At 29.6% G+C, this 25,955-nt stretch carries 24 protein-coding genes and 1 tRNA gene; 10 read left to right on the forward strand and 15 right to left on the reverse strand.

Annotation, left to right across the window (positions count from 1 at the left end; all coding sequences use genetic code 11):
* The 4 genes from L8Y18_RS01970 to L8Y18_RS01985 are packed head-to-tail and all read left to right on the forward strand — an operon-like array spanning window position 1 to window position 4,339.
* Complete coding sequence (locus L8Y18_RS01970; protein WP_133319317.1) at window positions 1-768, forward strand: DnaJ domain-containing protein; 768 nt, start codon at window positions 1-3, stop codon at window positions 766-768.
* Window positions 768-2,300, forward strand: coding sequence for a bifunctional phosphoribosylaminoimidazolecarboxamide formyltransferase/IMP cyclohydrolase (purH, locus tag L8Y18_RS01975; protein ID WP_133319318.1), 1,533 nt, complete (start codon window positions 768-770; stop codon window positions 2,298-2,300). Before L8Y18_RS01970 ends, purH begins: the two co-directional genes overlap by 1 nt.
* 15 nt (window positions 2,301-2,315) lie before the next feature.
* Window positions 2,316-3,908, forward strand: coding sequence for a methyl-accepting chemotaxis protein (locus tag L8Y18_RS01980; protein WP_263665645.1), 1,593 nt, complete (start codon window positions 2,316-2,318; stop codon window positions 3,906-3,908).
* Between the two features lie 17 nt (window positions 3,909-3,925).
* Window positions 3,926-4,339 (forward strand): META domain-containing protein, encoded by a 414-nt coding sequence (locus L8Y18_RS01985; RefSeq protein ID WP_133319320.1) that lies wholly within the window; start codon window positions 3,926-3,928, stop codon window positions 4,337-4,339.
* A gap of 10 nt (window positions 4,340-4,349) precedes the next feature.
* Here L8Y18_RS01985 and pyrF read toward each other — a convergent pair whose 3' ends face one another.
* From pyrF to L8Y18_RS02015, 6 genes are read right to left on the reverse strand one after another with little or no spacing between them, the layout of a single operon-like run.
* On the reverse strand, window positions 4,350-5,033 hold the full coding sequence (pyrF, locus tag L8Y18_RS01990; RefSeq protein ID WP_263659334.1) for an orotidine-5'-phosphate decarboxylase: 684 nt from the start codon (window positions 5,031-5,033) through the stop codon (window positions 4,350-4,352).
* Window positions 5,030-5,428 carry a transcription antitermination factor NusB gene (gene nusB, locus L8Y18_RS01995; RefSeq protein ID WP_263664753.1) on the reverse strand — a complete coding sequence of 133 codons (399 nt, stop codon included), beginning with the start codon at window positions 5,426-5,428 and terminating at the stop codon, window positions 5,030-5,032. Before nusB ends, pyrF begins: the two co-directional genes overlap by 4 nt.
* A gap of 1 nt (window position 5,429) precedes the next feature.
* Window positions 5,430-5,900 (reverse strand): 6,7-dimethyl-8-ribityllumazine synthase, encoded by a 471-nt coding sequence (gene ribE, locus L8Y18_RS02000; protein ID WP_012661257.1) that lies wholly within the window; start codon window positions 5,898-5,900, stop codon window positions 5,430-5,432.
* A 12-nt stretch (window positions 5,901-5,912) separates the two neighbouring features.
* On the reverse strand, window positions 5,913-6,716 hold the full coding sequence (gene kdsA / locus L8Y18_RS02005) for a 3-deoxy-8-phosphooctulonate synthase (protein ID WP_263676164.1): 804 nt from the start codon (window positions 6,714-6,716) through the stop codon (window positions 5,913-5,915).
* Between the two features lie 18 nt (window positions 6,717-6,734).
* Window positions 6,735-8,096 (reverse strand): uracil-xanthine permease family protein, encoded by a 1,362-nt coding sequence (locus L8Y18_RS02010; RefSeq protein WP_263670123.1) that lies wholly within the window; start codon window positions 8,094-8,096, stop codon window positions 6,735-6,737.
* A complete protein-coding gene (locus tag L8Y18_RS02015; protein ID WP_263676165.1) occupies window positions 8,086-9,018 on the reverse strand; it encodes a DMT family transporter in 933 nt (310 codons plus the stop codon). Before L8Y18_RS02015 ends, L8Y18_RS02010 begins: the two co-directional genes overlap by 11 nt.
* A gap of 99 nt (window positions 9,019-9,117) precedes the next feature.
* Here L8Y18_RS02015 and der point away from each other — a divergent pair, with 99 nt between their 5' ends.
* From der to L8Y18_RS02040, 5 genes are read left to right on the forward strand one after another with little or no spacing between them, the layout of a single operon-like run.
* Complete coding sequence (gene der / locus L8Y18_RS02020; protein ID WP_263676166.1) at window positions 9,118-10,503, forward strand: ribosome biogenesis GTPase Der; 1,386 nt, start codon at window positions 9,118-9,120, stop codon at window positions 10,501-10,503.
* Complete coding sequence (locus L8Y18_RS02025; RefSeq protein WP_263676167.1) at window positions 10,487-10,984, forward strand: shikimate kinase; 498 nt, start codon at window positions 10,487-10,489, stop codon at window positions 10,982-10,984. The genes der and L8Y18_RS02025 overlap by 17 nt, the downstream gene beginning before the upstream one ends.
* Window positions 10,981-11,940 carry a tryptophan--tRNA ligase gene (gene trpS, locus L8Y18_RS02030; protein WP_263664759.1) on the forward strand — a complete coding sequence of 320 codons (960 nt, stop codon included), beginning with the start codon at window positions 10,981-10,983 and terminating at the stop codon, window positions 11,938-11,940. The genes L8Y18_RS02025 and trpS overlap by 4 nt, the downstream gene beginning before the upstream one ends.
* A gap of 11 nt (window positions 11,941-11,951) precedes the next feature.
* Window positions 11,952-13,187, forward strand: coding sequence for a serine--tRNA ligase (serS, locus tag L8Y18_RS02035; RefSeq protein ID WP_263676168.1), 1,236 nt, complete (start codon window positions 11,952-11,954; stop codon window positions 13,185-13,187).
* 8 nt (window positions 13,188-13,195) lie between these two features.
* A complete protein-coding gene (locus tag L8Y18_RS02040) occupies window positions 13,196-15,598 on the forward strand; it encodes a tetratricopeptide repeat protein (RefSeq protein ID WP_263676169.1) in 2,403 nt (800 codons plus the stop codon).
* A 102-nt stretch (window positions 15,599-15,700) separates the two neighbouring features.
* Here L8Y18_RS02040 and L8Y18_RS02045 read toward each other — a convergent pair.
* The 7 genes from L8Y18_RS02045 to secA form a co-directional block, all read right to left on the reverse strand.
* Window positions 15,701-15,775, reverse strand: a tRNA-Asn gene (locus L8Y18_RS02045).
* Between the two features lie 67 nt (window positions 15,776-15,842).
* The gene (locus L8Y18_RS02050; RefSeq protein WP_263670116.1) at window positions 15,843-16,751 is read right to left on the reverse strand and encodes a radical SAM protein; all 909 of its coding nucleotides are present in this window, start codon (window positions 16,749-16,751) and stop codon (window positions 15,843-15,845) included.
* Window positions 16,748-17,770 carry a uroporphyrinogen decarboxylase gene (gene hemE / locus L8Y18_RS02055; RefSeq protein WP_263670114.1) on the reverse strand — a complete coding sequence of 341 codons (1,023 nt, stop codon included), beginning with the start codon at window positions 17,768-17,770 and terminating at the stop codon, window positions 16,748-16,750. Before hemE ends, L8Y18_RS02050 begins: the two co-directional genes overlap by 4 nt.
* 14 nt (window positions 17,771-17,784) lie before the next feature.
* Window positions 17,785-18,291: a YqhA family protein gene (locus L8Y18_RS02060; RefSeq protein WP_087699510.1), complete on the reverse strand. Its 507-nt coding sequence runs from the start codon at window positions 18,289-18,291 to the stop codon at window positions 17,785-17,787.
* Window positions 18,292-18,302: 11 nt separating this feature from the next.
* The gene (locus L8Y18_RS02065) at window positions 18,303-19,319 is read right to left on the reverse strand and encodes an aspartate-semialdehyde dehydrogenase (protein ID WP_263664764.1); all 1,017 of its coding nucleotides are present in this window, start codon (window positions 19,317-19,319) and stop codon (window positions 18,303-18,305) included.
* Window positions 19,320-19,331: 12 nt separating this feature from the next.
* On the reverse strand, window positions 19,332-20,621 hold the full coding sequence (locus L8Y18_RS02070; protein ID WP_263670113.1) for a sigma-54-dependent transcriptional regulator: 1,290 nt from the start codon (window positions 20,619-20,621) through the stop codon (window positions 19,332-19,334).
* 8 nt (window positions 20,622-20,629) lie between these two features.
* Window positions 20,630-23,221 (reverse strand): preprotein translocase subunit SecA, encoded by a 2,592-nt coding sequence (gene secA / locus L8Y18_RS02075; protein ID WP_263670112.1) that lies wholly within the window; start codon window positions 23,219-23,221, stop codon window positions 20,630-20,632.
* A 119-nt stretch (window positions 23,222-23,340) separates the two neighbouring features.
* On the opposite strand from secA, the gene lolA reads away from it, so the two are divergent.
* On the forward strand, window positions 23,341-23,847 hold the full coding sequence (gene lolA, locus L8Y18_RS02080) for a LolA-like outer membrane lipoprotein chaperone (protein WP_263659319.1): 507 nt from the start codon (window positions 23,341-23,343) through the stop codon (window positions 23,845-23,847).
* Here lolA and L8Y18_RS02085 read toward each other — a convergent pair whose 3' ends face one another.
* Together L8Y18_RS02085 and L8Y18_RS02090 are read right to left on the reverse strand one after the other, a co-directional pair.
* Window positions 23,848-24,498 (reverse strand): flagellar basal body-associated FliL family protein, encoded by a 651-nt coding sequence (locus tag L8Y18_RS02085; protein ID WP_263676170.1) that lies wholly within the window; start codon window positions 24,496-24,498, stop codon window positions 23,848-23,850.
* Window positions 24,495-25,841 carry an ATP-dependent DNA helicase gene (locus L8Y18_RS02090; RefSeq protein WP_263676171.1) on the reverse strand — a complete coding sequence of 449 codons (1,347 nt, stop codon included), beginning with the start codon at window positions 25,839-25,841 and terminating at the stop codon, window positions 24,495-24,497. The genes L8Y18_RS02085 and L8Y18_RS02090 overlap by 4 nt, the downstream gene beginning before the upstream one ends.
* Window positions 25,842-25,955 lie beyond the last annotated feature (114 nt).

Raw genomic sequence — 25,955 nt, forward strand, 5'->3', positions numbered from 1 at the left:
ATGCTTTTTGTTTTATTAGTATTAGCAATTCTTGCATTTTATTGGTATTATAAAACTTGGGGTAAAGATGATCTTTTAGGCTCTTTCAAAAAAGGAGCTAAAAGCTTCTCTCAAGGCTTTAAACAAGGCTATCATGAAGAAAGGATTGATGGCTTTAAAAGGAGATTAAACTATTATGTTATAGCGCTTTTAGCAAAAATAGCAAAAAGTGATGGTAGAGTTAGCGAGAACGAAGCAAACATGATCTCACAAATTCTTGATTATAATGCTAAAGATAAAAAAGAAAGAGATTTTTTAAAACAATGTTTTAATGAACATAAAAACACTTTAAATGATACTTTTGATATAGCCAAAGAGTTTATCAAAGAAGTGCCTTTACCACAACAAGAAAGAATTAATATTTTAAATGTCTTAGTAGCAATGGCTTTGATTGATGGAGAACTTAACAATACCAAAAAAGATGTCTTAAGAGCTATCATTAGAGCTTTTGAACTTGATGTAAATATACTTGAAAAACTTTTAAACTCTATGCAAACACAAAATACAGGTATGAATTTACAAAAGGCTTGTGAAATTTTAGGCTTAAATGAAAATGCAAACTTACAAGAGCTTAAAAAACGCTATAGAGAACTTGCCAAAAAATACCACCCTGATATTTTAAACGCAAACAATAGTGATGAAGAAAAAATCAAAGAAGGTGTTAAAAAATTTCAAGAAATTAATGAATCATATGAATTTTTAAAACAATATATAGAAAGGAAAAATTAATGAAAGCACTAATTAGTGTGAGTGATAAAGAAGGTGTTGTAGAATTTGCTAGCGAACTTACTAAATTAGGTTATGAGCTTTTATCCACCGGAGGTACTTATAAGCTTTTAAAAGAAAATAATTTACAAGTACAAGAAGTTAGTGAATTTACTCAAAGCCCTGAAATGTTTGAAGGGCGTGTTAAAACATTACACCCAAAAATTCATGGTGGAATTTTATACAAAAGAGAAAATGAAGATCATCAAAAACAAGCCAAAGATTACAACATCGAAAGTATAGACTTGCTTTGTGTGAATTTATATCCTTTCAAAAAAACTACAATTTTAACCCAAGATTTTGATGAGATTGTAGAAAATATCGACATTGGTGGTCCTGCTATGATACGCAGTGGTGCAAAAAACTTTAAAAATGTCATTGTCGTTTGTGATATTTTAGACTATGATAAAATCATACAAGCTTTAAAAGATAATACCTTAGATCTTGATTTTAGAAGAGCATTGATGATCAAAGCTTATGAGCATACAGCAAATTATGATGCTTACATAGCAAATTATATGAATGAGCGTTTTAATGGTGGCTTTGGTGCAAGTAAATTTATCGTAGGTCAAAAAGTGTTTGACACAAGATATGGAGAAAACCCTCATCAAAAAGGTGCTTTATATGAATTTGATGACTTTTTCACACACAATTTTACAACCTTAAAAGGTGAAGCAAGTTTTAACAATCTAACCGATATTAACGCGGCTTTAAATTTAGCAAGTGCTTTTGATAAAGCTCCGGCAGTAGCCATAGTCAAACATGCAAATGCTTGCGGATTTGCCATAAAAGAAAACTTACTCCAAAGCTATATCCATGCTCTTAAATGCGATACCTTGAGTGCTTATGGAGGAGTTGTTGCTATCAATGGAACCTTAGATAAAGAATTAGCGCAAAAAATCAATGAAATTTATATAGAAGTAATCATTGCAGCAAATGTAGACGATGATGCTTTGGAAGTTTTTAAAGATAAAAAGCGTATTAAAATCTTTACACAAAAAGCGCCATTTTTAACTAGAGCTTATGATAAATATGATTTTAAACACATAGATGGTGGTTTTGTATATCAAGATAGTGATGAAGTTAAAGAAGATGAATTAAAAAATGCAATTTTAAAAAGCGAAAGAAAAGCTAATGAACAAGAATTAAAAGATCTTGAAATAGCTATGAAAATTGCTGCATTTACTAAATCAAACAATGTAGTTTATGTAAAAAATGGAGCTATGGTAGCCATTGGTATGGGTATGACAAGTCGTATCGATGCAGCTAAAGCAGCTATTAATAAAGCCAAGGAAATGGGGCTTGATCTAAATGGTTGTGTTTTAGCAAGCGAAGCTTTCTTTCCATTTAGGGATAGTATAGATGAGGCTAGCAAAATAGGAGTAAAAGCCATCATTGAACCAGGTGGAAGTATAAGAGATGAGGATATTATTCAAGCTGCTAATGAGTATGGTATTGCATTATACTTTAGCGGCATAAGACACTTTTTACACTAATAAAAGGAGTTTTAAATGTTTAAAAGCATAGGTGCAAAAATATCTTTAGCAATGATTTCTACATTGCTAATTAGTTTTATTATCATGCAGATTATCTTACAAAAAGATTCTCAACAAACTACAGATAGAATCAGCCGTGCACATTTAGATACTTTAAGCACTTCTGTTTTTCAAACATTAAGAATGGCAATGAATTTAGGCGATCCTGCTATTATAGAACAAGCTATAAAAGATGCGGGTGAAATAGAAGGTATAAAAGATATTAAAATTTATCCTTCAAAAAGCACAATTGAGCTCTTTGAAATACAACATTTTACAAAAAGTGATGAGAGTATTATCAACGAGCAATTTAACAAGCCAGAAATTAAAGCCGTTGAAATCAATAACGATCAAGGACATTATCTAAGACTTATACGCCCACTTATCGCCAATAAAGGTTGTCTTGCTTGTCATGCTAATGCTAAAGAAGGCGATGTTTTAGGTGTTATGGATATGTATAATGATTTAAAACATGTAGATGATGATTTGGCAAGTTCAGCTAGAACTTATATTATAATCTTTAGCGTTGCTTTACTTTTTACCGTTTTTGCCGTACTTTATATCTTGAAAATAGTTGTAGGTAATCCTGTTTTAGATCTTTTAAAACATGCTAAAGAACTAGCTAGCGGCGATGGAGATTTACGCGCAAGAATTAATATAAAAAGCACCGATGAAATAGGTAAAGCTTGCACCTACATCAACCAATTTATTGAAAAAATTCAAAATGCAGTAGTTTCTACTAATAAAAACTCTCAAATGGTAGATAAACAATCTAAACTTTTAAATGCTAATGCACTTGATCTAGCAAATAGAACTAAAGAAGGTCATACAAAAACTGATGAATCTTATCATTTAAGTGAGCAAATTCATACAGAATTACAAGATCTTGCTGAACTTTCAAATAACGCAAATAAAGCCAATACAAAATCTTTTGAAGTTTTAAACACCATGCTTGACTCATTAAATCAAGTAGTAGATAAGGTAAAAGTTGTAGCTGAAAATGAAGATATATTATCTCAAAAAGTAGAAGTTATGGAAAAACAAGCAGAAGAGATTAAAAAAGCTTCTGACATGATGGGAGAAATTGCTGATAAAACCAATCTATTATCTTTAAATGCAGGTATTGAAGCTGCGCGTGCTGGAGAATTTGGTCGCGGCTTTTCAGTTATTGCTGAAGATGTAAGAAATCTTGCTCAAAATTCAGAAGAATTTTTAAAAAATATTGCCATCGTAACCAAACAATTGGTAGATAGTATCAATGAAGTTTCTAAAGAGTTAAAACACAATGCTAACGAAATTAACTCTTTAAATCAAGATGCAAAAGAACTTGTAGAAGGAACCAATGAAGTAAAAGTTTGCAATGAAAATGCAAGAGATTTAGCAAATGCTTGCATGCAAAAAATTTCAAGCACACAAGAAACTTTGCAATCTTTGCTTGATAAAATGCAAGAAACGGTAAAATTAAGTGATAAAAATGAAGAAATTTCAAAAATTTTATTAGATGTTGCTCATGAGTTAAATATAGTTTGTCAAAATTTAGAGGATGAATTAAAACATTTTCATGTATAAATCAAAGGAGTATAAAAATGAAAAAAATAATCACATTAAGTATAGCGAGCTTAGCTATTTTTAGTGGGTGTTCTGTGGCAAATTTAAGTGTTGATGATTTACAAAATAAAGAATTTACTATAAGTTCTTATGAAGCTAATGGAAAAAATCATGAACTTCCTCAAAATACTAAAGCAAGCATTAGTTTTGATAATAAAGATAAAAGAGTTTTTGGTGTATCAGGATGTAATAGATTTTTTGGAAACTATAAAGATCAAGGAAGTAGTATCAAAATAGAAGATAATCTTGCTTCGACAAAAATGCTTTGCGATCAAGAATCTATGAAATTTGAAAACGACTTCTTAAGATATTTTAATGGAGAATTTCAAATTATTAGTGATGATGATGGAATTATTTTAGAAAATAAGAAAATGAAAATTTATTTAAAATAAGCCTCTAGGCTTATTTTAAATGCTCTAATATATTCTCACAAACCATTCTAGGTTCTTTTGCCTTATAAATAGGTCTTCCAACCACGATAAAATCTGACAGATTATCCTTAGCACACTGTATATCAGCTACTCTTTTTTGATCATCTAAATTTTCTTCAAAAGGACGAATTCCAGGAGTTAGTGTAATAAAATTTGTATTTGTATTTTCTTTAATCAATAAGCTCTCATATACCGAACAAACCATACCATCAAGACCGCTTTCATAGCTAATTTTAGAAAATTCCTTAACAGCTTGTTTGATATCTTGTTTGTATATACTAAAAAATTCTTGCTCATCAAAACTAGTTAAAGCAGATACAGCAAGCACCAAAGGTCTTTTGCTCAAAACACTTAAACGCTCCATAATCATGCACATAGCACTTTTACCTGCACTTGCGTGGATATTAAACATATCCACATCAAGCTTAGCAAGCTCTTCACAAGCATCTGCCATGGTATTTGGTATATCATAAAGCTTTAAATCTAAAAAGATTTTAAAATCATCCACTTTTTTAATCGCCTCTAAAAGCTTTACTCCATCTCTTAAATATGATCTAAGTCCTATTTTAACCCAAAGATCTAAACCTTTTAATTCTTTAGCCAAACTAATACACTCATCATAACTTGACACATCAAAAGCTACACAAAGTTTCATTGCTTTTCCTTGTTGATTTTATCCAACACCCCGTTGATAAATTTAGGAGCATTATCTCCTGCCATTTCTTTTGCAAGCTCTATAGCCTCGTTAATGATAATCGCTTTTTGTGTAGAAGTAAATAAAATCTCATAAGTACCTAAACGCAAAATGGCCTTTTCTATACTAGCTACTCCATCTAATTTGTGCTCTTTTAAACACTCATTGATTTTCTCATCAAGCAAAGTAAGTTGCTCATTGATACCATCATATAAATCTAGAGTGAATTTTCTTTGGTCATTGCGAATTTTTTTCTCATCTAAAAATTCATTGATAAAATCTTTATTTTCTTGATTTAGCTGTGCTGCATAAAGCAAAGAAACTATACTTTGTCTTACTTGGTGTCTAGTAGCCATTTTAAGCCTTAATTTTTTGGATTAAATTAAGCATTTCAACCACAGTAAGCATAGCTTCAAAGCCCTTATTACCTGCTTTACTACCTGCTCTTTCTATGGCTTGCTCTAAGGTATCAGTTGTTAAAACTCCAAAACTCACAGGCACATTAGCTCCAAGCCCTACACTTGCTATACCTTTGGTAGTTTCAGCTGCTACATAATCAAAATGTGGTGTACTTCCACGAATTACTGCTCCAACACAACAAATTCCATCAAATTTTTTACTCTCACAAGCTTGTTTTAATGCAAAAGGAATTTCAAAAGCACCTGGCACTAAGATAAGACTTAAGTTTTCTTCCTTGCCTCCATGTCTTAAAAAAGCATCTTTAGCACCTTCAACTAAACGATCTGTGATGATATGATTAAATCTTGCATTGATAATCGCAATTTTCTCATCACCTTTTAAACTTAAATTTCCCTCTATTATCTTCATAATTTTCCTTTTTTAAATGATTTCTTGAATTTTTAAAAGCGTATTTACACAGTTTTTAAGTCTTGAAAGATCAAGCATATTTGGTCCATCGCATAAAGCTTTACAAGGATCAATGTGCGTTTCAAAGAAAAATCCATCTACGCCTACACTACCAGCAGCTCTTGCTAATGGCTCTACAAATTCACTTTTGCCTCCACTACTTCCACCATTTGCTCCTGGCATTTGCACACTATGAGTAGCATCAAAAATAACCGGAGCATATTTTCTCATGATAACCAAACTTCTCATATCTACAACCAAATTTCCATAGCCAAAACTCGAACCCCTCTCAGCTACAAAAATTCCATTTTCTTTGGCTATTTCAAAACCTTCTTCATTAATGCCTCTAGTTTGTAAAATTTTAGCTACGCTGTATTTAATATCTTCAGGATTTAAAAATTGCCCTTTTTTTACATTTACCTTGGCTTTTGTTTTAGCAGCAGCTACTAATAAATCAGTTTGTCTGCATAAAAAGGCTGGAATTTGTAAAACATCTACAACCTCAGCCGCAACACTTGCTTGAGAACTCTCATGAATATCAGTAAGAATTTGCATGCCAAATTTATCTTTCACTTTTTGCAAAATTTCCAAGCCTTTTTCAATGCCTGGCCCTCTAAAACTATTAATACTAGTTCTATTTGCTTTATCAAAACTTGATTTAAAATAAAAATCAATTCTATCATCTTTTAAAAAGCATTCAAGCTCTTGTGCAACTTTAAAAACAAGTTCTTCATTTTCTATTACACAAGGACCTGCTATTAGTATCATTTTTTTCATTATTTTTCCTTATTTTTATTATTTTACTTTATTTTTTTCATTTTCTTCAAGCGGAAAAACGCAATTTAAAATAATAGCCGTAATCCCACCTGCTGCAATCCCTGAAGAAAATAAAGTTTTAAACCACATTGGCATAAATTCTAAAATATCAGGATTATTAGAAACTCCAAGCCCTATACCCAAACTCATAGCTATGATGATAATAGAACGACGATTTAGATTTTCCTTAGAAATAATCCTAACTCCCGTTGCAGCTATAGTACCAAACATTACTAAAGTTGCTCCACCTAAAATAGGCTCTGGAATTTGTAAAGTAATATCAGCCACAATAGGAAATAAACCCAAAATCATCAACATAAAAGCTACAATAAATCCAACATATCGACTTGCAACACCTGTTAAAGCTATAACGCCATTATTTTGCCCAAAACATGAATTTGGAAAAGTATTAAAAAAGGCTGAAACAAAGGAATTAAAACCATTAGCCAAAACCCCACCTTTTAATCTTTTTGCATAAAGTTCGCCTTTAACTGGCTGATTTGAAACTTCACTAGTAGCACTAATATCGCCGATAGTTTCTAAAGAAGTTACCATAAAAACTAAAATCAAAGGTAAAATAAGATTATAATCAATACTCAAACCATAATGTAAAGGATCGGGTAAAAACACTAAAGGTAAATTTTCATTAAAATTAAAACTAAAATTTTCAAAAGTCATAGCTACTAAAAGCCCTATTATCATAGCTATAAACAAAGAAGAAATTCTTATATAGGCATTATTAAAACGATTTAAAACAACAATACTTAAAATCACAACTCCGGCTAATAATAAATTTTGTAATGAGCCAAATTCACCACTTGCCTTAGCCGCAAATCCACCTCCCGCACTCACAAGGCCAACATTAATCAAACTAAGACCTATAATCATCACAACTATACCTGAAACCAAAGGCGAAATCACTCTTCTAATAAAAGGTAAAATTTGTGAAATAATCATTTCAGTAGTAGAACAAAGCATTAAAGTGCCAAAAATAGCTCCAAGCATTGCTTCTTGCGATAAACCATTATTTTTTAAAACAAGCCCACCTAAAATAATAGGTGCAACAAAATTAAAACTAGTCCCTTGAATAGATAAAAGTCCGCTCCCTATAGGACCCCAAGTTTTAATCTGCAAAAGCGAAGCAACACCTGAAGCAAAAAGCGACATACAAATAATTCTAGCCGTATTAGTATCATCTATTCCAAGTCCTTTGCAAATTAACAAAGCAGGTGTAATCACAGCCACAAACATAGCCATTAAATGCACTAATGCAGCAAAAAATGCCTTAGCAAAAGGTGGTCTATCTTCTAAACCATAAATTAAATCTGTTTTATTTTCCATTTTTCTTTCCTTTTGTTTGCTTACTAACCAAAATAATTCCTCCTAAAATAATGCTAAAAATTCCTATAAAAACCATTAAGCTAGGAAATTCATCTCCTAATAATATGCCCAAAAATAAAGTAAAAACTACATCTATATAGCTAACTCCTGCGACAACTCCTGCCTTTTTTGCTACTCCATAAGCTTTAGTAACATGAATTTGATACATTGCTCCAAAAATTCCCATCAAAAAAATAAAAATCCAAGCTTTAAGACTAGGCATAACAAAAGGAGCAATTAAAAAATCAAGCTCTTTTATTTCATAAAAAGAACCTACAATCATAGACATTAAAGGCATAAGAGTACCAATTAAAACAAAAGATAAAGCTATAAATGGCGCTGGGTATGATTTTCTAAGCTCTCTTACACTAGTTAGCGCCAAGGCTGCACAAAAACCGCTTAAAATTCCTAAAATACTATTTTTTAAATCAAAACCTGAATGCGTAGTGCTATCTGCAAAAGGCTGACAGATTAATAATACTCCTATAAAAGCAATCAAAATCCCAAAACAAGCTTTTAATCCTAAACTTTCTTTAAAAAACAAAAAAGCAATCAAAGCTATAAAAATAGGTGCTGTTTTTTGAAAAGCAAAAGCTCCACCTAATGAAATATTAGAAACATTATAAAAGAAAAGATATAAAGCGATCGTTCCTATAATACCTCTAAAAATAAGCAGTCCAAGATGTCCACCACTCTTATGAAAATTTAATTTTGAAAGCGCATAAAGCATAAAAGCTGTGCCTATAATATTTCTAAAAAACATAATTTCAATCGATGATAATTCTTCACTAAGAATTTTTGCACAAGCACCTACAAATGCAAATTCTATAGAAGCAATAATCATAAAATATATACCTAAATTCTTTTTAACTATTCTTAACATATAAATTCCATATAAAATTCCTGTTATTTTAGTCTTTTTTGCTTAATTTTAAGGCAATTTTTATATAATCACAAATAAAAATTTAAAAAATGAGTATTAATGCAAAGTATTATTTTAATAGGAAAACCAAATGTTGGCAAATCAAGTCTTTTTAATAGACTTGCAAGAAAGCGCATAGCGATAACTAGTGACATAAGTGGAACTACAAGAGATACTAATAAAATAGAAGTAGAAATTGATGGCAAAAAAGCTTTGTTGATAGATAGCGGCGGGCTTGATGAGAGTAATGAGCTTTTTAAAAATGTCAAAGCAAATTCGCTTAAAGCTGCTAAAAATAGTGATATTATCTTTTATATGGTGGATGGAAAATTTTTACCTGATGATGAAGATAAAGCTTTTTTTTATGAAATGAAAAAACTCAACAAACCCATAGCTTTAGTAATCAATAAAGTTGATAACAAAAAAGATGAGGAAAGATCTTGGGAATTTTCTAATTTTGGAGTAAAAGAAGTTTTTAATATCTCTGTAACACATAATATAGGCATTGATGAGCTTTGTATGTGGGCTAGTAAGTTTTTAGATGAAAGTTATTTAAATGCAGATGAAGAAGAAGACTTTGAAAGTTATTTAGAAAATTTTGATGAAAATAGCGGAGATTTTAAGCTAAAAACTATTAATGAAAATCATATTAAAGTGGGAATTATCGGCAGGGTTAATGTAGGAAAATCAAGCCTTTTAAATGCTTTAGTAAAAGAAGAACGTAGCGTGGTAAGCGATATAGCAGGCACTACAATTGATCCTGTTAATGAAAGCATTATGCATAAAGATAAAATCATCGAATTTGTAGATACCGCAGGTATTAGAAAACGCGGGAAAATACAGGGTTTAGAGCGTTATGCACTTAATAGAACTGAATATACCCTAGCCAATGCTCAAATTGCACTTTTAGTACTTGACGCAGCTGAAGGTTTTAACGAACTTGATGAGCGTATCGCAGGACTTGCTGCTAAACATTGTTTAGGTGTGATTATCGTACTTAATAAATGGGATAAAAGCGAACTTGATTTTGATAAAACTTTAAAAGAATTAAAACTAGATCGTTTTAAATTCCTAGCTTATGCACCTGTTGTAAGCGTATCAGCTTTAAGTGGAAAAAGAATACATGTGCTTTTGGATAAAATTTTAGAAGTTTTTGCAAATTTCACCCAAAAAATTCCAACAGCAAAATTAAATGCTTTGGTAGAAGAAGCCACAAGAGCCCACCCGCTACCACATGATTATGGTAAATTAGTGAAAATTTATTATGCGGTTCAATACGACTTAGCACCTCCAAAAATAGCTCTAATTATGAATAGACCAAAAGCTTTACATTTTAGTTATAAACGATATTTACAAAATCAAATTAGAAAACAATTTAACTTTGAAGGTGTACCTTTAATTTTAGCTTCAAGAAAAAAAGGTAGCAAAGATGAGCAAGAAAACTAACCTCCTTTTTGTAGGATTTATGGGCTGTGGTAAAACAACTATAGCAAGGGCTTATGCAAAAAAATATGATAAATTCTTTTTAGATACAGATGTTTTAATCAAAGAAAAATTTAATCTTGAGATTAGTGAATTTTTTAAAACATATGGAGAAAAAAAATTTCGCAAAGAAGAAAAAAAACTTGTTTCGTTTTTAACTTATGTGCAAAATTGTTCTATTGCAAGCGGTGGTGGCTTCATAGAACAAAAAAAATTAAAAAATATTGGTACTATCGTTTACTTAAAAGCAAGTTTTGATTATCTCTTGCAAAGACTAAATAAAGAAGAATTGATCACAAGACCCTTATTTTCAAACACAAACAATGCTAAAATACTATTTGATCAAAGAATTAAAAAATATGAAAAAAAAGCAAATATCATTATAAACATTGAAAACAAAAATATCCAAGAAATAATTAAAGAAATCAAAAAAGAGGTAAAATGAGAATTATTACAGGATTACAGCCAAGTGGAGATTTACATATAGGAAATTATTTTGGCTCTATAAAACAAATGCTAAATATGCAAGAAGAAAATCAAATGTATATGTTTATAGCAAACTATCATGCTATGACTTCAAATTTTAATGGAGAAAAACTTAAACAAAATTCACTCAAAGCTGCGGCAGCTTTTTTAAGTTTAGGAATTGATCCACAAAAAAGCGTATTTTGGTTACAAAGTGATGTAAAAGAAGTGATGGAGCTTTATTGGATTCTTTCTCAATTTACCCCAATGGGACTTTTAGAAAGAGCACATAGCTATAAAGATAAAATTGCCAAAGGTTTAAATGCCAACCATGGGCTTTTTTCTTACCCTGTTTTAATGGCTGCAGATATTTTACTTTTTAATGCTCAAGTAGTTCCTGTAGGTAAAGATCAAATTCAACATGTTGAAATAGCAAGAGATATAGCTTTAAAAGTAAATAATGAATGGGGTGAAATTTTTACCCTACCTCAAGCTAAAGTTAATGATGAAGTTGCAGTAGTGCCTGGTACTGATGGAGCTAAAATGAGCAAGTCTTATCAAAACACAATCGATATTTTCAATACACCAAAAGCTATTAAAAAACAAATTTCTTCTATTGTTACAGATAGTACAGCTTTAGAAGATCCAAAAGATTGGCAAAATTGTAACGTATTTAAAATCGCAAAATTGTTTTTAGACAAAACAAAACAAGAAACTTTAAAAAGCCGTTATGAAAAAGGTGGTGAAGGCTATGGACATTTTAAAATGTATTTAAATGAAATCATCAGTGAGTATTTTGCCTCGGCTAAGGAAGAATATGAAAAATTGCTAGCTAATCCTTCTAAAATCGATGAGATTTTAGAATTTGGAGCAAGCAAAGCAAAAAAACAAGCCCGAGAAACAATGGAAAAAATTTATGCTAAAATAGGACTATAAAAGGAGTTAGAATGTTAGATTTAAAACTTTTACAAAATAATTTTGATGAAATTGCACAAAAACTAAAAGCTAAAAAAGTAGATGAAAATTTACTCAAAGAACTTAGCGACTTATTTATAAATTTAAAAAAAGAAAAAGCACTTTTGGAAGAATTTCAAGCTTTTCAAAATAAGTTTAGTAAAGAGCTTGCAACAGCACAAGATAAAGAAAGCTTAAAGGTACAACTAAGCCAAAATAAAGAAAAAATCAATACTCAGTCAAAAATCGTTAGCACGCTAGAAGAAAAACTAGAACAAATTGCCCTAGCAATACCAAATATCCCTGATGATTGCGTGCCTTTTGGAAAAGATGAAGATGAAAATATAGAATTAAAAAAAGTTCTAACACCTCCTAGTTTTGATTTTGAAATCAAAGAACATCATGATTTGGGAGAAAAATTAAACTGGCTTGATTTTACAAGAGGGGTTAAAATCTCACAAAGTCGTTTTTGTGTGCTTAAAAATGAAGGAGCTTTACTAAGTAGAGCCTTGGTAAATTATATGATTGATTTTAATAGAAGTAGAGGTTTTGAACTAGTCAATGTACCATTTTTAGTAAATAGTGCAACCATGTATGGCACAGGACAGCTTCCTAAATTTAAAGATGATATGTATAAGGTAGAAAATGATGATTTATATCTCATCTCAACTTCTGAAATTCCTGTAACTAATCTTTATTCTAATGAAATTTTAACTCAAGAAGAACTACCCTTAAAAATGACCTGCTATAGCGCTTGTTTTAGACAAGAAGCAGGAAGCGCAGGTAGAGATACAAGAGGTATTATAAGGCAACATCAATTTGAAAAAGTAGAGCTTGTTAGTATATGCAAGCCTGATCAAAGTGAATTGATGTTTGAAGAAATGTTAAATTGCGCCAGTGATTTACTAAGCTCTTTGGGTCTAGCACATAGACATTTAATGCTTTGCACGGGAGATTTGGGCTTTTCTGCTGCGAAAACAGTAGACTTAGAAGTATGGCTTCCATCGCAAAACAAATACCGTGAAATTAGCTCTGTGTCAAATTGTAAAGATTTTCAAGCAAGACGCGCAAAGATCCGTTTTAAAAACGATAAGGGCAAAAATGAATTAGTTCACACACTTAATGGTTCTTCACTAGCTGTTGGTAGAACCTTGGTAGCTATTATGGAAAATTATCAAGAAAAAGATGGAAATATAAGAATTCCTGATGCATTAAGAAAATACTTTTAAGAGAAAACATGGCCGAAGAAGTAACACCTAAAGAACAAGATAATCAAGAAAAAGCTTTTTCAGAGATTGATGAAAATCCAGGAGTGGAAGAACAAACTATCCCTCCTGGCACAATACCTCCTGAATTAGAGGAAGAAGAAAGTACTTTTCAAAGAGTAGAGGAAGAACCTCAAGCATCACAACCTGAAGAAAAGAAAAAGCTTTTTGATAAAAAATTTCTTATTTTGATTTCAACACTTGGTGCTCTTGCTCTAATTTTATTTATTATTTTAGTTTTACTTCTTGTTTTTAAGGAAGATAAAAAAGTAATCACAAATAATCCAATTTTAGAAGATAATGTTAGTACAAGTATCACAAAGGTGAAACAATCTGCTTTAGATCTTGTAGTACAAAAGGCAAATTTATTATATGAAAAAGGTGATATAGAAAGTGCTTTAGAGCTTTATAATAATATTAATATTTTCAATCAATCTTTATCTAGTTATAATCTTGGTGTAGCTCAAATGAAACAAAAAGATTATATTAGTGCTGTTGAGAATTTCAAACAATCTTTAGAATTAGAAGAACACAAAGTTGCAGCAGCTATTAATATAGCTGTGTGTTATTTTAATTTGGGCGATAAAGAGAAATTTAAATATTATCTTGATTTAGCAAGAGTACATTTACCACAAGATTCTAAATCTTCTTTGTATGATTATTATCTAGGATTAATTAATTACTATCAAGGATTTTATCCAGAGGCTTTACAAATGTTCATGCGTTCAAGTAATATCAACAGCTATCAAGGAGAGTCTTATTACCTTGGGGCAAAAATTTACGCATTATTAAAATCTGATCAAAACGCCATTAATCTTCTGCAAAAGCAACAAGATTATGAAGCAAGCTTACCCTTAGGTTTATTATATGCAAAACTAGGAGAATATAAAAAAGCTAAAGAATATCTTGAAAAAGCATCAAAAATAGAAAATCAAACCATAAGAAGCAAAATGGCTCTAGCTTTAGTAGAGTTAAAAACAGGCCAATTTGACAATGGTGCACAAATTTTAAAAACTTTATATGTAAAAGATAGAGCTATTGGCTCAAAATACTATAACATAAAAACAAGACTAAAAAGAAATTTTTCAAATATTGATATAGCGCAGCAACATTTTGCCAAAAGTTTAATCACAGGAAAACAACAAATTTATGATTTACTTTTTTATTTTTCACCTTATCGCGTTTTTGATATAAAACAAAGCATGGAGCTCATCACAAAAGCTGATTTGGGAAATTTCATACAAGGGTATGAGTATGAAAATGAATTGCTTGTTAAAAGCAAAGCTTTATCAGGCGTTAATGTGGAATTATCTCATGCTATCAATCTAGCTTTTAATTTTCATCTAAGAGAAGCAAATCAAGAATTTAAAAATTTAAGTGAAATTTATCATGCTCATGATGTAATTCATTATAATCTTGCTTTAACTTATGCACAACTGCAAGATTATAATAATGCATATAAACATTTTTCAACTGCTTATCATTTAAATCCAAAAAATTATATTGCAGGTATTTTTGCCATATATTGCATGGATTTAGTAAAAAAAGATTATACCAAACTTGCTAATGAACTTTTGGAAAATTTACAAGCAGATAATAATATCGATCAAAATCATAATATCTATAAATATTTACTACATCTAGTTAAAAGTGACTTTACTGCTATGATTCCTTATTTAGACAACCTTTCAAATAGCAAAAATACTCCTTTAGAACTAATGTTTGCTATAGTAGCTGCTAATGGCAATAATCTTGAAATTTTAAGAAATCAAAAAATAAAAGAATTAAAAGATTTGCTCGGTGAGGATATTATTAGCAATATTTTATATTTTAATTCTAAAAACACAAATCTTGATATTAAAGAGTATGCCAAACAAGCACAAATGTATTTTTTAACAACCAAGCTTGATTATAATTCTTTATTTGGTGGAGCTGGTATAGTTAAAGACAGCTATGTGACACTTATGCAAATTACAGGCTTATTAAATCATGTTAGAAATGACATAAAAAAAAGACTTGCTATGAGTAATAAAAATTCCATCGGGCTGATTTTTGCTCTAGCTTATGTTGATATTTTTGCTAAAGAATATCAAGAAGCATATACGCTTTACAATATCTTAATAGATGATTATAAAATCAAAGATGCACAAACTTTATTTTTAGCCGCAGTAGCAGCGATAGGTTCTAATAATCCAAATTCAGCCATAGCTTTACTAGAGCTTGCAAAATTAGAAAATGAAGAAACCTTAGAAGCAAGACTTGCACTAGGACTATTATATCATGAAGTCCAAAATTTAGAACCTGCTATGTTTCAATATGAAAAAGTAGGGAATAATTTTGAAAGTAAATTTTTTACTTTTGATATTAAAAATTAGTATTTTCATAAAATAAGAAAATACTAATTAACTATCAAAAAATATAATTATAAATTACAAATTAGATTATTATAAAATATACATGAGGTTAACTTTATGAAGTGGCTCCGGATGTAGGATTCGAACCTACGACCAATCGGTTAACAGCCGACTACTCTACCGCTGAGCTAATCCGGAACATCAATAAATAAGAAATGATATTATATAAGAAAAAAACTTTTTTGTCAAGATTTTTTATAAAAAATTACGCTTTTTTGTAAAATTTTACTCCTGCTAAATTTTCTACAACAACTTTTCGTTCTTTAATTAATTTTTCTAATATATCTTTACTATGCTGACTAAATTTGTTTTCTATATCAAATTCACTTTGCGCTCTAAGCTGCAGCATCTTCAAGAGCTCTTGGATATTAAAATCAATTTTTTCACCTTTGTAATAATGTTTAGCAAGTACAACAGGCACACTAGTGATATACATACTTAATTCTTCCAACTTTTCCAAAGATATACCTTTAACAGGATACGCAGGCGGTCTATCTATAGTGCTAAAATCCACTCTTGATGGTCTTATCTTGTCAAATGCCTCATTTAAAGCCAACATCTCATCTTTGTTATCATTCAATCCCTTGACAACTAAAACTTCCATAACAAGCTCACCTAAAAATTTCTCTCTAAAGGCGATCATTTGTTCTATCATTGTTTCAAGTTTTATTTGCTTTAAAGCCCTATCAACTCTATAAAAAGTTTTTTCCATTGCACTATCAAGACTAAATTTAACTACATCAATATACATTAAAGCATCAAAAATATCCGAATTTAAAACTCCACTACCATTGCTTAGGATTAAGAGTTTTTTATCTTGTTTTATTTTATTTAACTCATAAACTAATTCTTTTAAATGAGGATATAAAGTAGGCTCACCATTTGCAGTTAATGTTAAAAAGTCAAATTGCACATTACCTTTCAATACACTTTGTACTTCATCGATAATATTTTTTATTTTAGGATAAATTAAAGATTTTTCCAAAGGTTTTGCAGCTTGTAATTCACAATAAACGCAGTCAAAATTACATTGTTTTTGATTTGGACTTAAATCAATTCCCAATGAAAGTCCAAATCTTCTTGAACTTATAGGCCCAAAAGTTATTTTACTCACTTTTTAGATTTCTCTTGAACTAGCTTGATAAAATATTTAGCATTATCAACAGGAATATCAGGTAAAATTCCATGTCCGAGATTAAAAACATGTGCACTATCTTGCATAATATTTAAAATTTTATCCACACCTTGTTCAATAGCTTTTTTATCATAGAGTCTGCAAGGCTCCATATTACCCTGCAAAGTATATTTAGTGCCTAGTTTTTCCTTAGCCAACTCTAAAGGGGTACTCCAATCTACTCCAAAGACATCAAAATTTCCATTTATATCATCTAAGAACCCACTTACCCCTTTAGGAAATAAAATCACAGGAATATGCGGATATTTTTCCTTTATAAAATCAGCAATTTCAAGCATATATTTAAAAGAAAACTCAAAAAACATTTCTTTTTCTAAAGCACTTGCCCAACTATCAAATATCTGTATAGCATTAGCACCTGCTCTAATTTGCTCTTGAATATAATACTTTAAAACAAAAGTAAGTTTAGATAAAATTTGATGTAAAAATTCAGGATTTTGATAGACTAATTTTTTACACTTTGCATAATTTTTACTACTACCACCCTCTATCATATAAGTAGCAATAGTCCAAGGACTTCCACAAAAACCAATCAAAGCTTTATCTTGTGTAAGTTTTTCTCTAGTAAATGCTAGTGCATCATAAACGTAAGAAAGATTTTTAATGCTTTTTTCAACATCTAATCTTTCCAATTCTTCTTTTGTTTTAATAGGATTTGAAAATATAGGGCCCTCGCCTTTTTCAAATTTTAAATCCATACCCATTTCTAAAGGTACTACCAAAATATCTGAAAAAATAATAGCTGCATCAACACCCAAAATATCTACTGGTTGTAAGGTAACTTCACTCGCTTTTTTATAATCTTTACAAAGTGATAAAAAATCTCCAGCACTTGCTCTAACCTGCATATATTCAGGTAAATATCTTCCTGCTTGGCGCATCATCCAAACTGGAGTATAAGGGGTTGACTTTTTAAAACATGCATCAATAAAAATCATTTTTATTCCTTATTTTAATGATCACTTTTGTGTAAAAAATAAAGTCCTATACAAAGAGCTAAAATAGAACCTGCAAGATAAGTCATATCCAAAACCGTATTTAGTTGCATTTGCAAAATTCTTTGGAAAAAATTTACGACTAAAACCATAATAATAACTTTTGCAAGCTTATCTTTTAGTTGATCTAAACTGTGCACTTCTAAAACTTTTGACTGTTTAGTTTGTTTAAATTCTTCTATTTCACTAATAAAAAGTTCATAAATTCCAAAAGAAAATATAAATAAAACTAAAGCCATTAAATATAAATCTACAGCCCCTATAATCAAACCAACAATATCCTCATGCAAATCTACCGTAGAATTAGGCAACATAAAATACTCAAATACATATTTTAAAACTTTAATCACATCATAACTTGCAATAAAAAATAAAACAAAAGCTCCTATAAGGCCAAAAATTACAGGCAAAATAGTGACTAAACGACTTTTAACTAATAAATTTTCAAAAAATCTTTCTAACATTTTTCTCCTTTTTAAACCAATTCTAGCCATTTTTGTGCAATACGCACTGCATTTGTAGCAGCTCCTACACGAATTTGATCAGCCACGCACCATAAGTGTAAAATATTTTTATGATTAATATCGCGTCTAATTCTTCCTACATAAGTTTCATTAGTATCGCTTGTAAAAAGTGGCATAGGATATTTTTTATTTTCTACATCATCAATCACAACAACACTTGGTGCTTTAGAAAGTATCTCTCTAACCTTAGCAACATCAACATCTTTTTCAAAATGCATAGTAATAGCTTCACTATGACTTCTAAGCACAGGAACTCTTACGCAAGTTGCTGAAATTTCAAGTTTTTTATGCAATATTTTTTGCGTTTCATTTACCATTTTTAATTCTTCTTTAGTGTAGCCATTTTCACTAAAAACATCAATTTGAGGAATTAAATTTAAAGCTAAGGTATATGGAAAAGTTTTTGCCTCAAATTCATCTAATTTAAAAGCAAAAAAACTTTGCATTCCTTGAACTAATTCTTCCATACCTTCTTTACCTGCACCACTTGCTGCTTGATAAGTACTTACATCTACCCTTTTTAGATTAAATACATCATCAAGTGGTTTTAAAACATGTACCATTTGTATAGTAGAGCAATTTGGATTAGCAATAATTCCTGTTTTTTCCCAATCTTTAATATCTTCGCTATTGCATTCAGGAACTACCAAAGGAACATTTTCATCCATTCTAAAATGACTAGTATTATCAATCACTACAGCACCACACTCTACTGCGTATTTTGCATACTCAGCACTTATGTTTCCTCCGGCACTAAAAAAAGCAATATCTACAGGATTTTCTTTAAAAACATTTGGAGTTAATTCTTTTACTTTATAACTTTTTCCTCTAAATTCTACTTCACTGCCTGCGCTTTTTGCACTTGCTAATGGTAAAATACTTTCAACCGGGAAATCAAGCTCATCTAAAACATTTAAAAGCTCTTCTCCGACTGCTCCAGTTGCACCTACAATGGCTATTTTTTTCATCATCCATCCTTTTTAAGTAATATTGTATTTTTTCATTTTTTCACTAAAAATTTTTTCACTCATCCCTATAAGCTTAGCTGCTTCTGCAATATCTTGCGAATTTTTTAAAGCTTCTAAAATCAATTCTTTTTCAAGATTTTTAATATCTTTACTTTTTCTACTTTCTAAGAATAAATCTTGAGCGCTAATCTCATCATTTTCACTTAAAATACAAGCTCTTTGTATAATAGAAATTAACTCCCTAATATTGCCTGGAAAATCATAAGCTAGCAAAGCATCTTGTGCTTCTTGACTTAAAGTTTTTTCATTAAAATCATATTCTTTACATGTATCAAGTAATACCTTTTGTGCAATTTGCAAAATTTCTTCTTGACGCTCTCTTAGTGGTGGTATATTAATAGGAATAGTATTAAGCCTATAATATAAATCTTGTCTGAATTCATTATCTGTAATCTTTTTTTCTATATGAGCATTAGTTGCACTAATAATTCTTACATCAATCTTTATACTTTTAGTACTTCCTAATCTTGTAATTTCTTTTTCTTGCAAGGCTCTTAATAATTTTGCTTGAATTTCATAAGGCATTTCACCTATTTCATCTAAAAACAAAGTGCCTTCATTAGCAAGCTCAAACAACCCTATTTTAGTAGTATTAGCATCGGTAAATGCACCTTTTTCAAAACCAAAAAGCTCACTTTCTATCAAATTTGATGGAATTGCTGCCATATTAATAGCCACAAAAGGTTTTTGTGCTCTTTTTGAATTTTTATGCACAAAATTTGCAAAAACTTCTTTACCTACCCCACTTTCTCCAAAAAAAAGCACACTTGCATCTGTCTTAGCAGCCTTAGTAGCCAATTTTAAACAATCTTCCAAAGCTTTAGAAGTGCCATAAAAATCTTGATTTTCTTCTTTTTTGATAATCTTTTTGTTTGTTTTTTTAGAAGTCTTTTCTTGAATTATTTTTGCGCGTTTTATCGCAGTTACTAAAGTATTAATATCAAATGGTTTTACTAGAAAATCTTTTACTCCAAGTCTTACTGCTTCTATGGCACGATTTAGCGTTGCATTACCTGTAATAATAATAAAATCATATTTATTCTCACAAGCTTGCACAAATTCAATACCATCCATACCCGGCATATTAATATCTGTAATAATCAAATCAACATCATCATTTAGTTTTTTTAAAGCTTCAGTTGCTGATTTATAAGATTTTATAGCAAATTCTTCATACTCACTCAAAGCAATTTCGAGTGATTTTCTCATATTTATATCATCTTCAACTATAACTAAATTCATTTCAAACCTTAAGCTAAAATACCCTTTTTAGGACCACTTTTACCATGACATTCTTTATATTTTTTACCACTACCGCAAGGACAAGGTGAATTTCTAGGTACTTTAGTAATTTGTGCTTCACCATTTTCATTAACACCACTTTCTGTAGTACTAGCTAAAAACTGCTCGTTTTGCTCATGGCTTTTTTCTTCAAAATTCTGTGCTTCTTTTTGAGTAAAAACTACATTAAATAACAATTTCAAACTATCAAATTTAACACGCTCAACAAGCTCCATGAAAAGATTATAACTTTCTTTTTTGTATTCTACTAAAGGATCTTTTTGATTATAACTTCTTAAACCTATACCAGTTTTTAAAATATCCATTTGGTATAAATGCTCTCTCCATAGATTATCCAAAATTTGAAGATATAGAATTCTTTCAATTCTTCTGGCTTCCTTATCTTCAATAATATTCATTTTATCTTTGTAAGCTTTTTCTAAAATTTCACTTAATTTATTTTCTGCTTCAATTACACCTAAATCTTTAAAATCAGCTTCGCTAAGATCAAGATTACACTCATAACTTACTTTTTGCTTTAAGCTTTCAAAATGCTTAACATCATCTTCAAGTTCTGCATTTAGATAAATTTGGCTTACCAAGTGATTACTATACTCGGCAATATTTTTTAAAATTTTATCTTGCAAGTCAAATTCTTCATCTAACAATTCATTTCTATAATTATAAATAGTCTTTCTTTGTTCATTTGCCACATCATCATATTCAAGCAAATGTTTTCTGCTCTCAAAATGCAAGCTTTCAACTTTTTTTTGCGCATTCTCAACAGCTCTTGTAACAATACGACTTTCTATATGCTCGCCCTCTTCTATACCTAATCTTTCCATGATATTTTTTATGCGATCACCACCAAAAATTCTCAAAAGATTATCCTCTAAACTTAAGTAAAATCTACTTACACCAGGATCACCTTGACGCCCTGCACGACCACGAAGTTGATTGTCTATTCTTCTGCTTTCATGACGCTCAGTTCCTATAATATAAAGCCCGCCTAAAGCTCTTATTTCATCATCTATTTTTATATCAACCCCACGACCTGCCATATTAGTAGCTATAGTCACTGCACCTTTTTTACCTGCATCTTGGATAATCAAAGCTTCTTGCTCGTGATTTTTAGCATTAAGCACATGATGAGGAATGCGTTCTTTTACAAGCATATTATGAAATACTTCACTTCTTTCAATACTTGCAGTTCCCACTAAAACTGGCTGACCCTTTGCATTTGCTTTTTTTATCTCTTCAATAACTGCTTTAAATTTTTCTTCTTGAGTTTTATAAATCAAATCATCTTTATCTATTCTTGCAATTGGTATATTTGTAGGTATAGAAACTACATCTAAATTATAAATTTGAGAAAATTCCGTTGCCTCAGTTTGTGCAGTACCTGTCATGCCTGCTAACTTTTTATACATTCTAAAATAATTTTGGAAAGTAATATCTGCTAAAGTTTGACTTTCTTCCTGAATTTTTACCCCTTCTTTAGCTTCTAATGCTTGGTGTAAACCATCACTAAAGCGTCTTCCCTCGCTTAATCTTCCCGTGAATTCATCAACAATTACAACTTCTTTATCTCTTAATACATAATGCACATCTTTTTCAAATAAATTATGCGCTTTTAAAGCCTGATCAAGCTGATGGGCCAATATTGCATTATCTAAGCTATATAAATTTTCTACTCCAAATAATTTTTCAGCCTTAGAAATTCCAGCCTCTGTAATCATAATAGTTCTATTTTTCTCATCGACAACAAAATCACCACTTGGCAATTCTTGAGGAGTAGTAGCTGCTTGGCCTTTTTGCATTTGTTTTGCTACTTCATTTGCTTTAACATAGCCGTCTAAAGTTCTATTTGTAGGCCCACTTATAATAAGCGGAGTTCTTGCTTCATCTATTAAAATACTATCCACTTCATCAACTATAACAAAATTATGCTCTCTTTGTACTTTTTCAAGCTTTGAAAATTTCATGTTATCGCGTAAATAATCAAAGCCAAATTCATTATTTGTACCATAAGTTATATCACACTCATAAGCTTTTTTATGTGCCTCATCACTATTTTGTTCTGAAAGTATCACACCTACACTAAAACCTAAAAAATTATAAATAGCACTCATTTGCTCTGCATCTCTTTTAGCCAAATAATCATTTACGGTAACCACATGCACACCCTTACCACTCATAGCATTTAATACAACAGGTAAAGTTGCAACCAAGGTTTTACCTTCCCCAGTTTTCATTTCAGCAATTTTTCCATCATGTAAAACCATACCACCAATTAATTGCACATCAAAATGACGCATATTAAGAGTTCTTTTTCCTACTTCTCTAACTATCGCAAAAACATCATTCAATATTTGGTCTAAAGTTTGTTCTTCTTTTTGAATTTGTGTTTTAAATTCTATAAATACTTGTTTTAATTCATCATCGCTTAAATTTTGGTATTTTGATTCTAAAGCATTAATTTGTGCAACCCTCTTTAAATATTTTTTTACTTCTCGATCATTTTTTGTGCCAAATATTGCTTTAAATACACTAGAAAACATTTTTTTACCTTTAATTACAAAAATATATGCTAGATTATACCTTGAATTTAATTAGAACTATATAAAAAGTTTTGTTTGGATAAATTTTATATAATTTACAAAATTTTTAAAGGATAATTATGAGATATTTTATATTTTTAATGTTATTTGCTTGTAGTATTTTTGCTTTTGATATAAATTTTAAAAATTTTAGTAGCGATTTTGAACAAAAGGTGCAAAGCAATAATTCTTCACTAAATTATAAAGGAAATTTTATCATTACTCAAAATAAAGCCTTTTGGAATTATACTAAACCAAATAAAAAACAAATTTATATCAATCACAAAGAAGTTATTATCATAGAGCCTGAGTTAGAACAAGCCATTTATACTCAATTGCAAAATTTACCAAATCTTCAAGAAATTTTTAAAAATGCAAAATTAATATCTCATGAAAATTATGAAGCAAAATACGAAAATATCACATATAATATCAAACTAAAAAATGATAATCTTAGTAATATTTCTTATAAAGATGAGTTAGGAAACTTAGTTAGTATTTATTTTTATAATCAGAAATTTGATCAAAATATCAACGAAAATATTTTTATACCAAAAATCCCAAGCCATTTTGATATTATTCAATAATCAAAATGGTATTTCATTAAACAAATCTTGCTGTTCTTTACTTGGAGCTAACATTTGCATTTGAGTTTTTTCCATGGTTTTTAAAATCATATCCATAGTCTCTTTACTTGTGTTAGTATCTTGATTAAAACTTTTATTATCATCTTTATCATTGTTGTTTATTTGATCGGTATTTATATCTTTTGATTGAGTATTATTTTGATCCGTATTTTTTGCAACTTTGGAATTATCTTGAATTTCCTTTTGTTTGATAGTTTTTATTGTATTGTCATCTTTTTTTTCCAAATCATTTATAAAACGCTTAAATTCTTCCAAGTCAAACTTAGCTACCGAATTAATTTTTAAAATATAAATATTTTTAATTTGAGTTTTATATTTTTTATTACTAAATTTAAGCAAGGTTTCTTTAAAATTATTTTTACCAACTTCTGTAAATAAATCTTCATAAAAATAACTAGATACAATGGTGTTTAAAGCATCTATAATTTTCTTTTGATCTAAATTTTCTCCCTCAAAATCTAAATTCATTTCAATTTTTTTTAAAGTATTATTTCCAACCTTTGAATATAAATCAGTTCTAAAATTTTCTATACTCAAGGAACTAGCATGGATATTAAAAAACATTAAAAACAAAACTATAATCCATTTCATATTATCTCCTCGTCTTCTTCTAAATCTATAAATTTTTCTTGTAAATAAAATTTTTTCACTTCTTTATCGGTTTTTAAAATTCTTAAAAAATAATCCTCAAAAGGTATTTTATAATTATATATGATTTTTAAATTACAAGGATTAATGGCTCTTGATAAACATACATATAATTGTCCTTTTTCAAAAATTCCATCAATGTCACATATTAATTTATCAATACTCATACCTTGAGATTTATGGATTGTTATAGCATAAGCTAGTTTTATAGGAAATTGAACAAATTTAGCTTTTATCTTAACTTCTGGTTTTTCATCTTTGTCTAACTCATACTCTTCTAAGGCATATTCATATGGTTTTAATTTCAATCTTTCACCATTATTTTTCTCTATCAGAATATATTCTTGCTCTTTATCTTTTATAAAATCTAAAATAATTCCTTGTTCTCCATTGTAATAATTTTCCTCTTTATTATTTACACAAAAAATAATCTTAGAACCTATTTTTAATTTTAACTCCTCTAAAGAATTTAATCCTTTAATCCACTGCTCATAAATTTTATCATCTAAAGTATAATCTAATTTTTCCATTCTTGATTTAAATATTTTTTCTTTACCTTGTAAAAGATTTAATTTTTTAGCATTTATACAATTAGCTTTTTTATTTGTAGCACACAATAGGGTATATTCGTCCATATACTCAAGCAAATCTTTTGGATAAATTAACATTTTTTTAAAAAAACTTAGTATTTCTTGATTTACTTTGCCAATTCTAAGAAAAAATAAATATTCATAAAATTGTTTATCTAAAGTTCTTTTAGTAATACTAAGTCTTAAATTAATAAATTTAAGATCATTCCAAGCTTGCGAAGAAAAAGCATATAGAGTATTTTGAAATAAAGTGTTTTGATTCTCTTTGTAGTTTATTACAGGTGGAAGTTGAAAAAAATCTCCAACTAATAAAATTTTACCATTAAAATCACTTCTTGATAATCTATAATAAATCATTTCCATCAATGAAGCACTTACCATAGAGATTTCATCAATAACCAATAAATCGCATTGTTTTAAAATTCTTTTTAATTTTTCTAACTTATTTCTTTGTTTTCGATCTTCATAATACAATTCATCATAATTTTGACATCTTTTAAAGGCAAAAAAACTATGTAAAGTAACTCCTCCTATATTAAATGCACTTAATCCAGTAGAACCTAATACAACAACAATTCTACCTTGTTTTCTATATAATTTAACAAGTTCTGTAGTTAAAAATGATTTACCAACTCCAGCAGAACCACTTAGAAATATATTATTATCTTTTAAGAAAAAATCTAACTTATTTAACATCATCCTAATATTATATTATAATCTACTAAAACTCAACTAAAAACCTTACCCTATTAGAACAACTAAACCCTCTAATTCATAGTAAATATCTCATATAATCACAACCAATTATCC

It is taken from the genome of Campylobacter sp. CNRCH_2007_0968H, from assembly GCF_025773245.1.
GTDB lineage: Bacteria > Campylobacterota > Campylobacteria > Campylobacterales > Campylobacteraceae > Campylobacter_D > Campylobacter_D lari_D.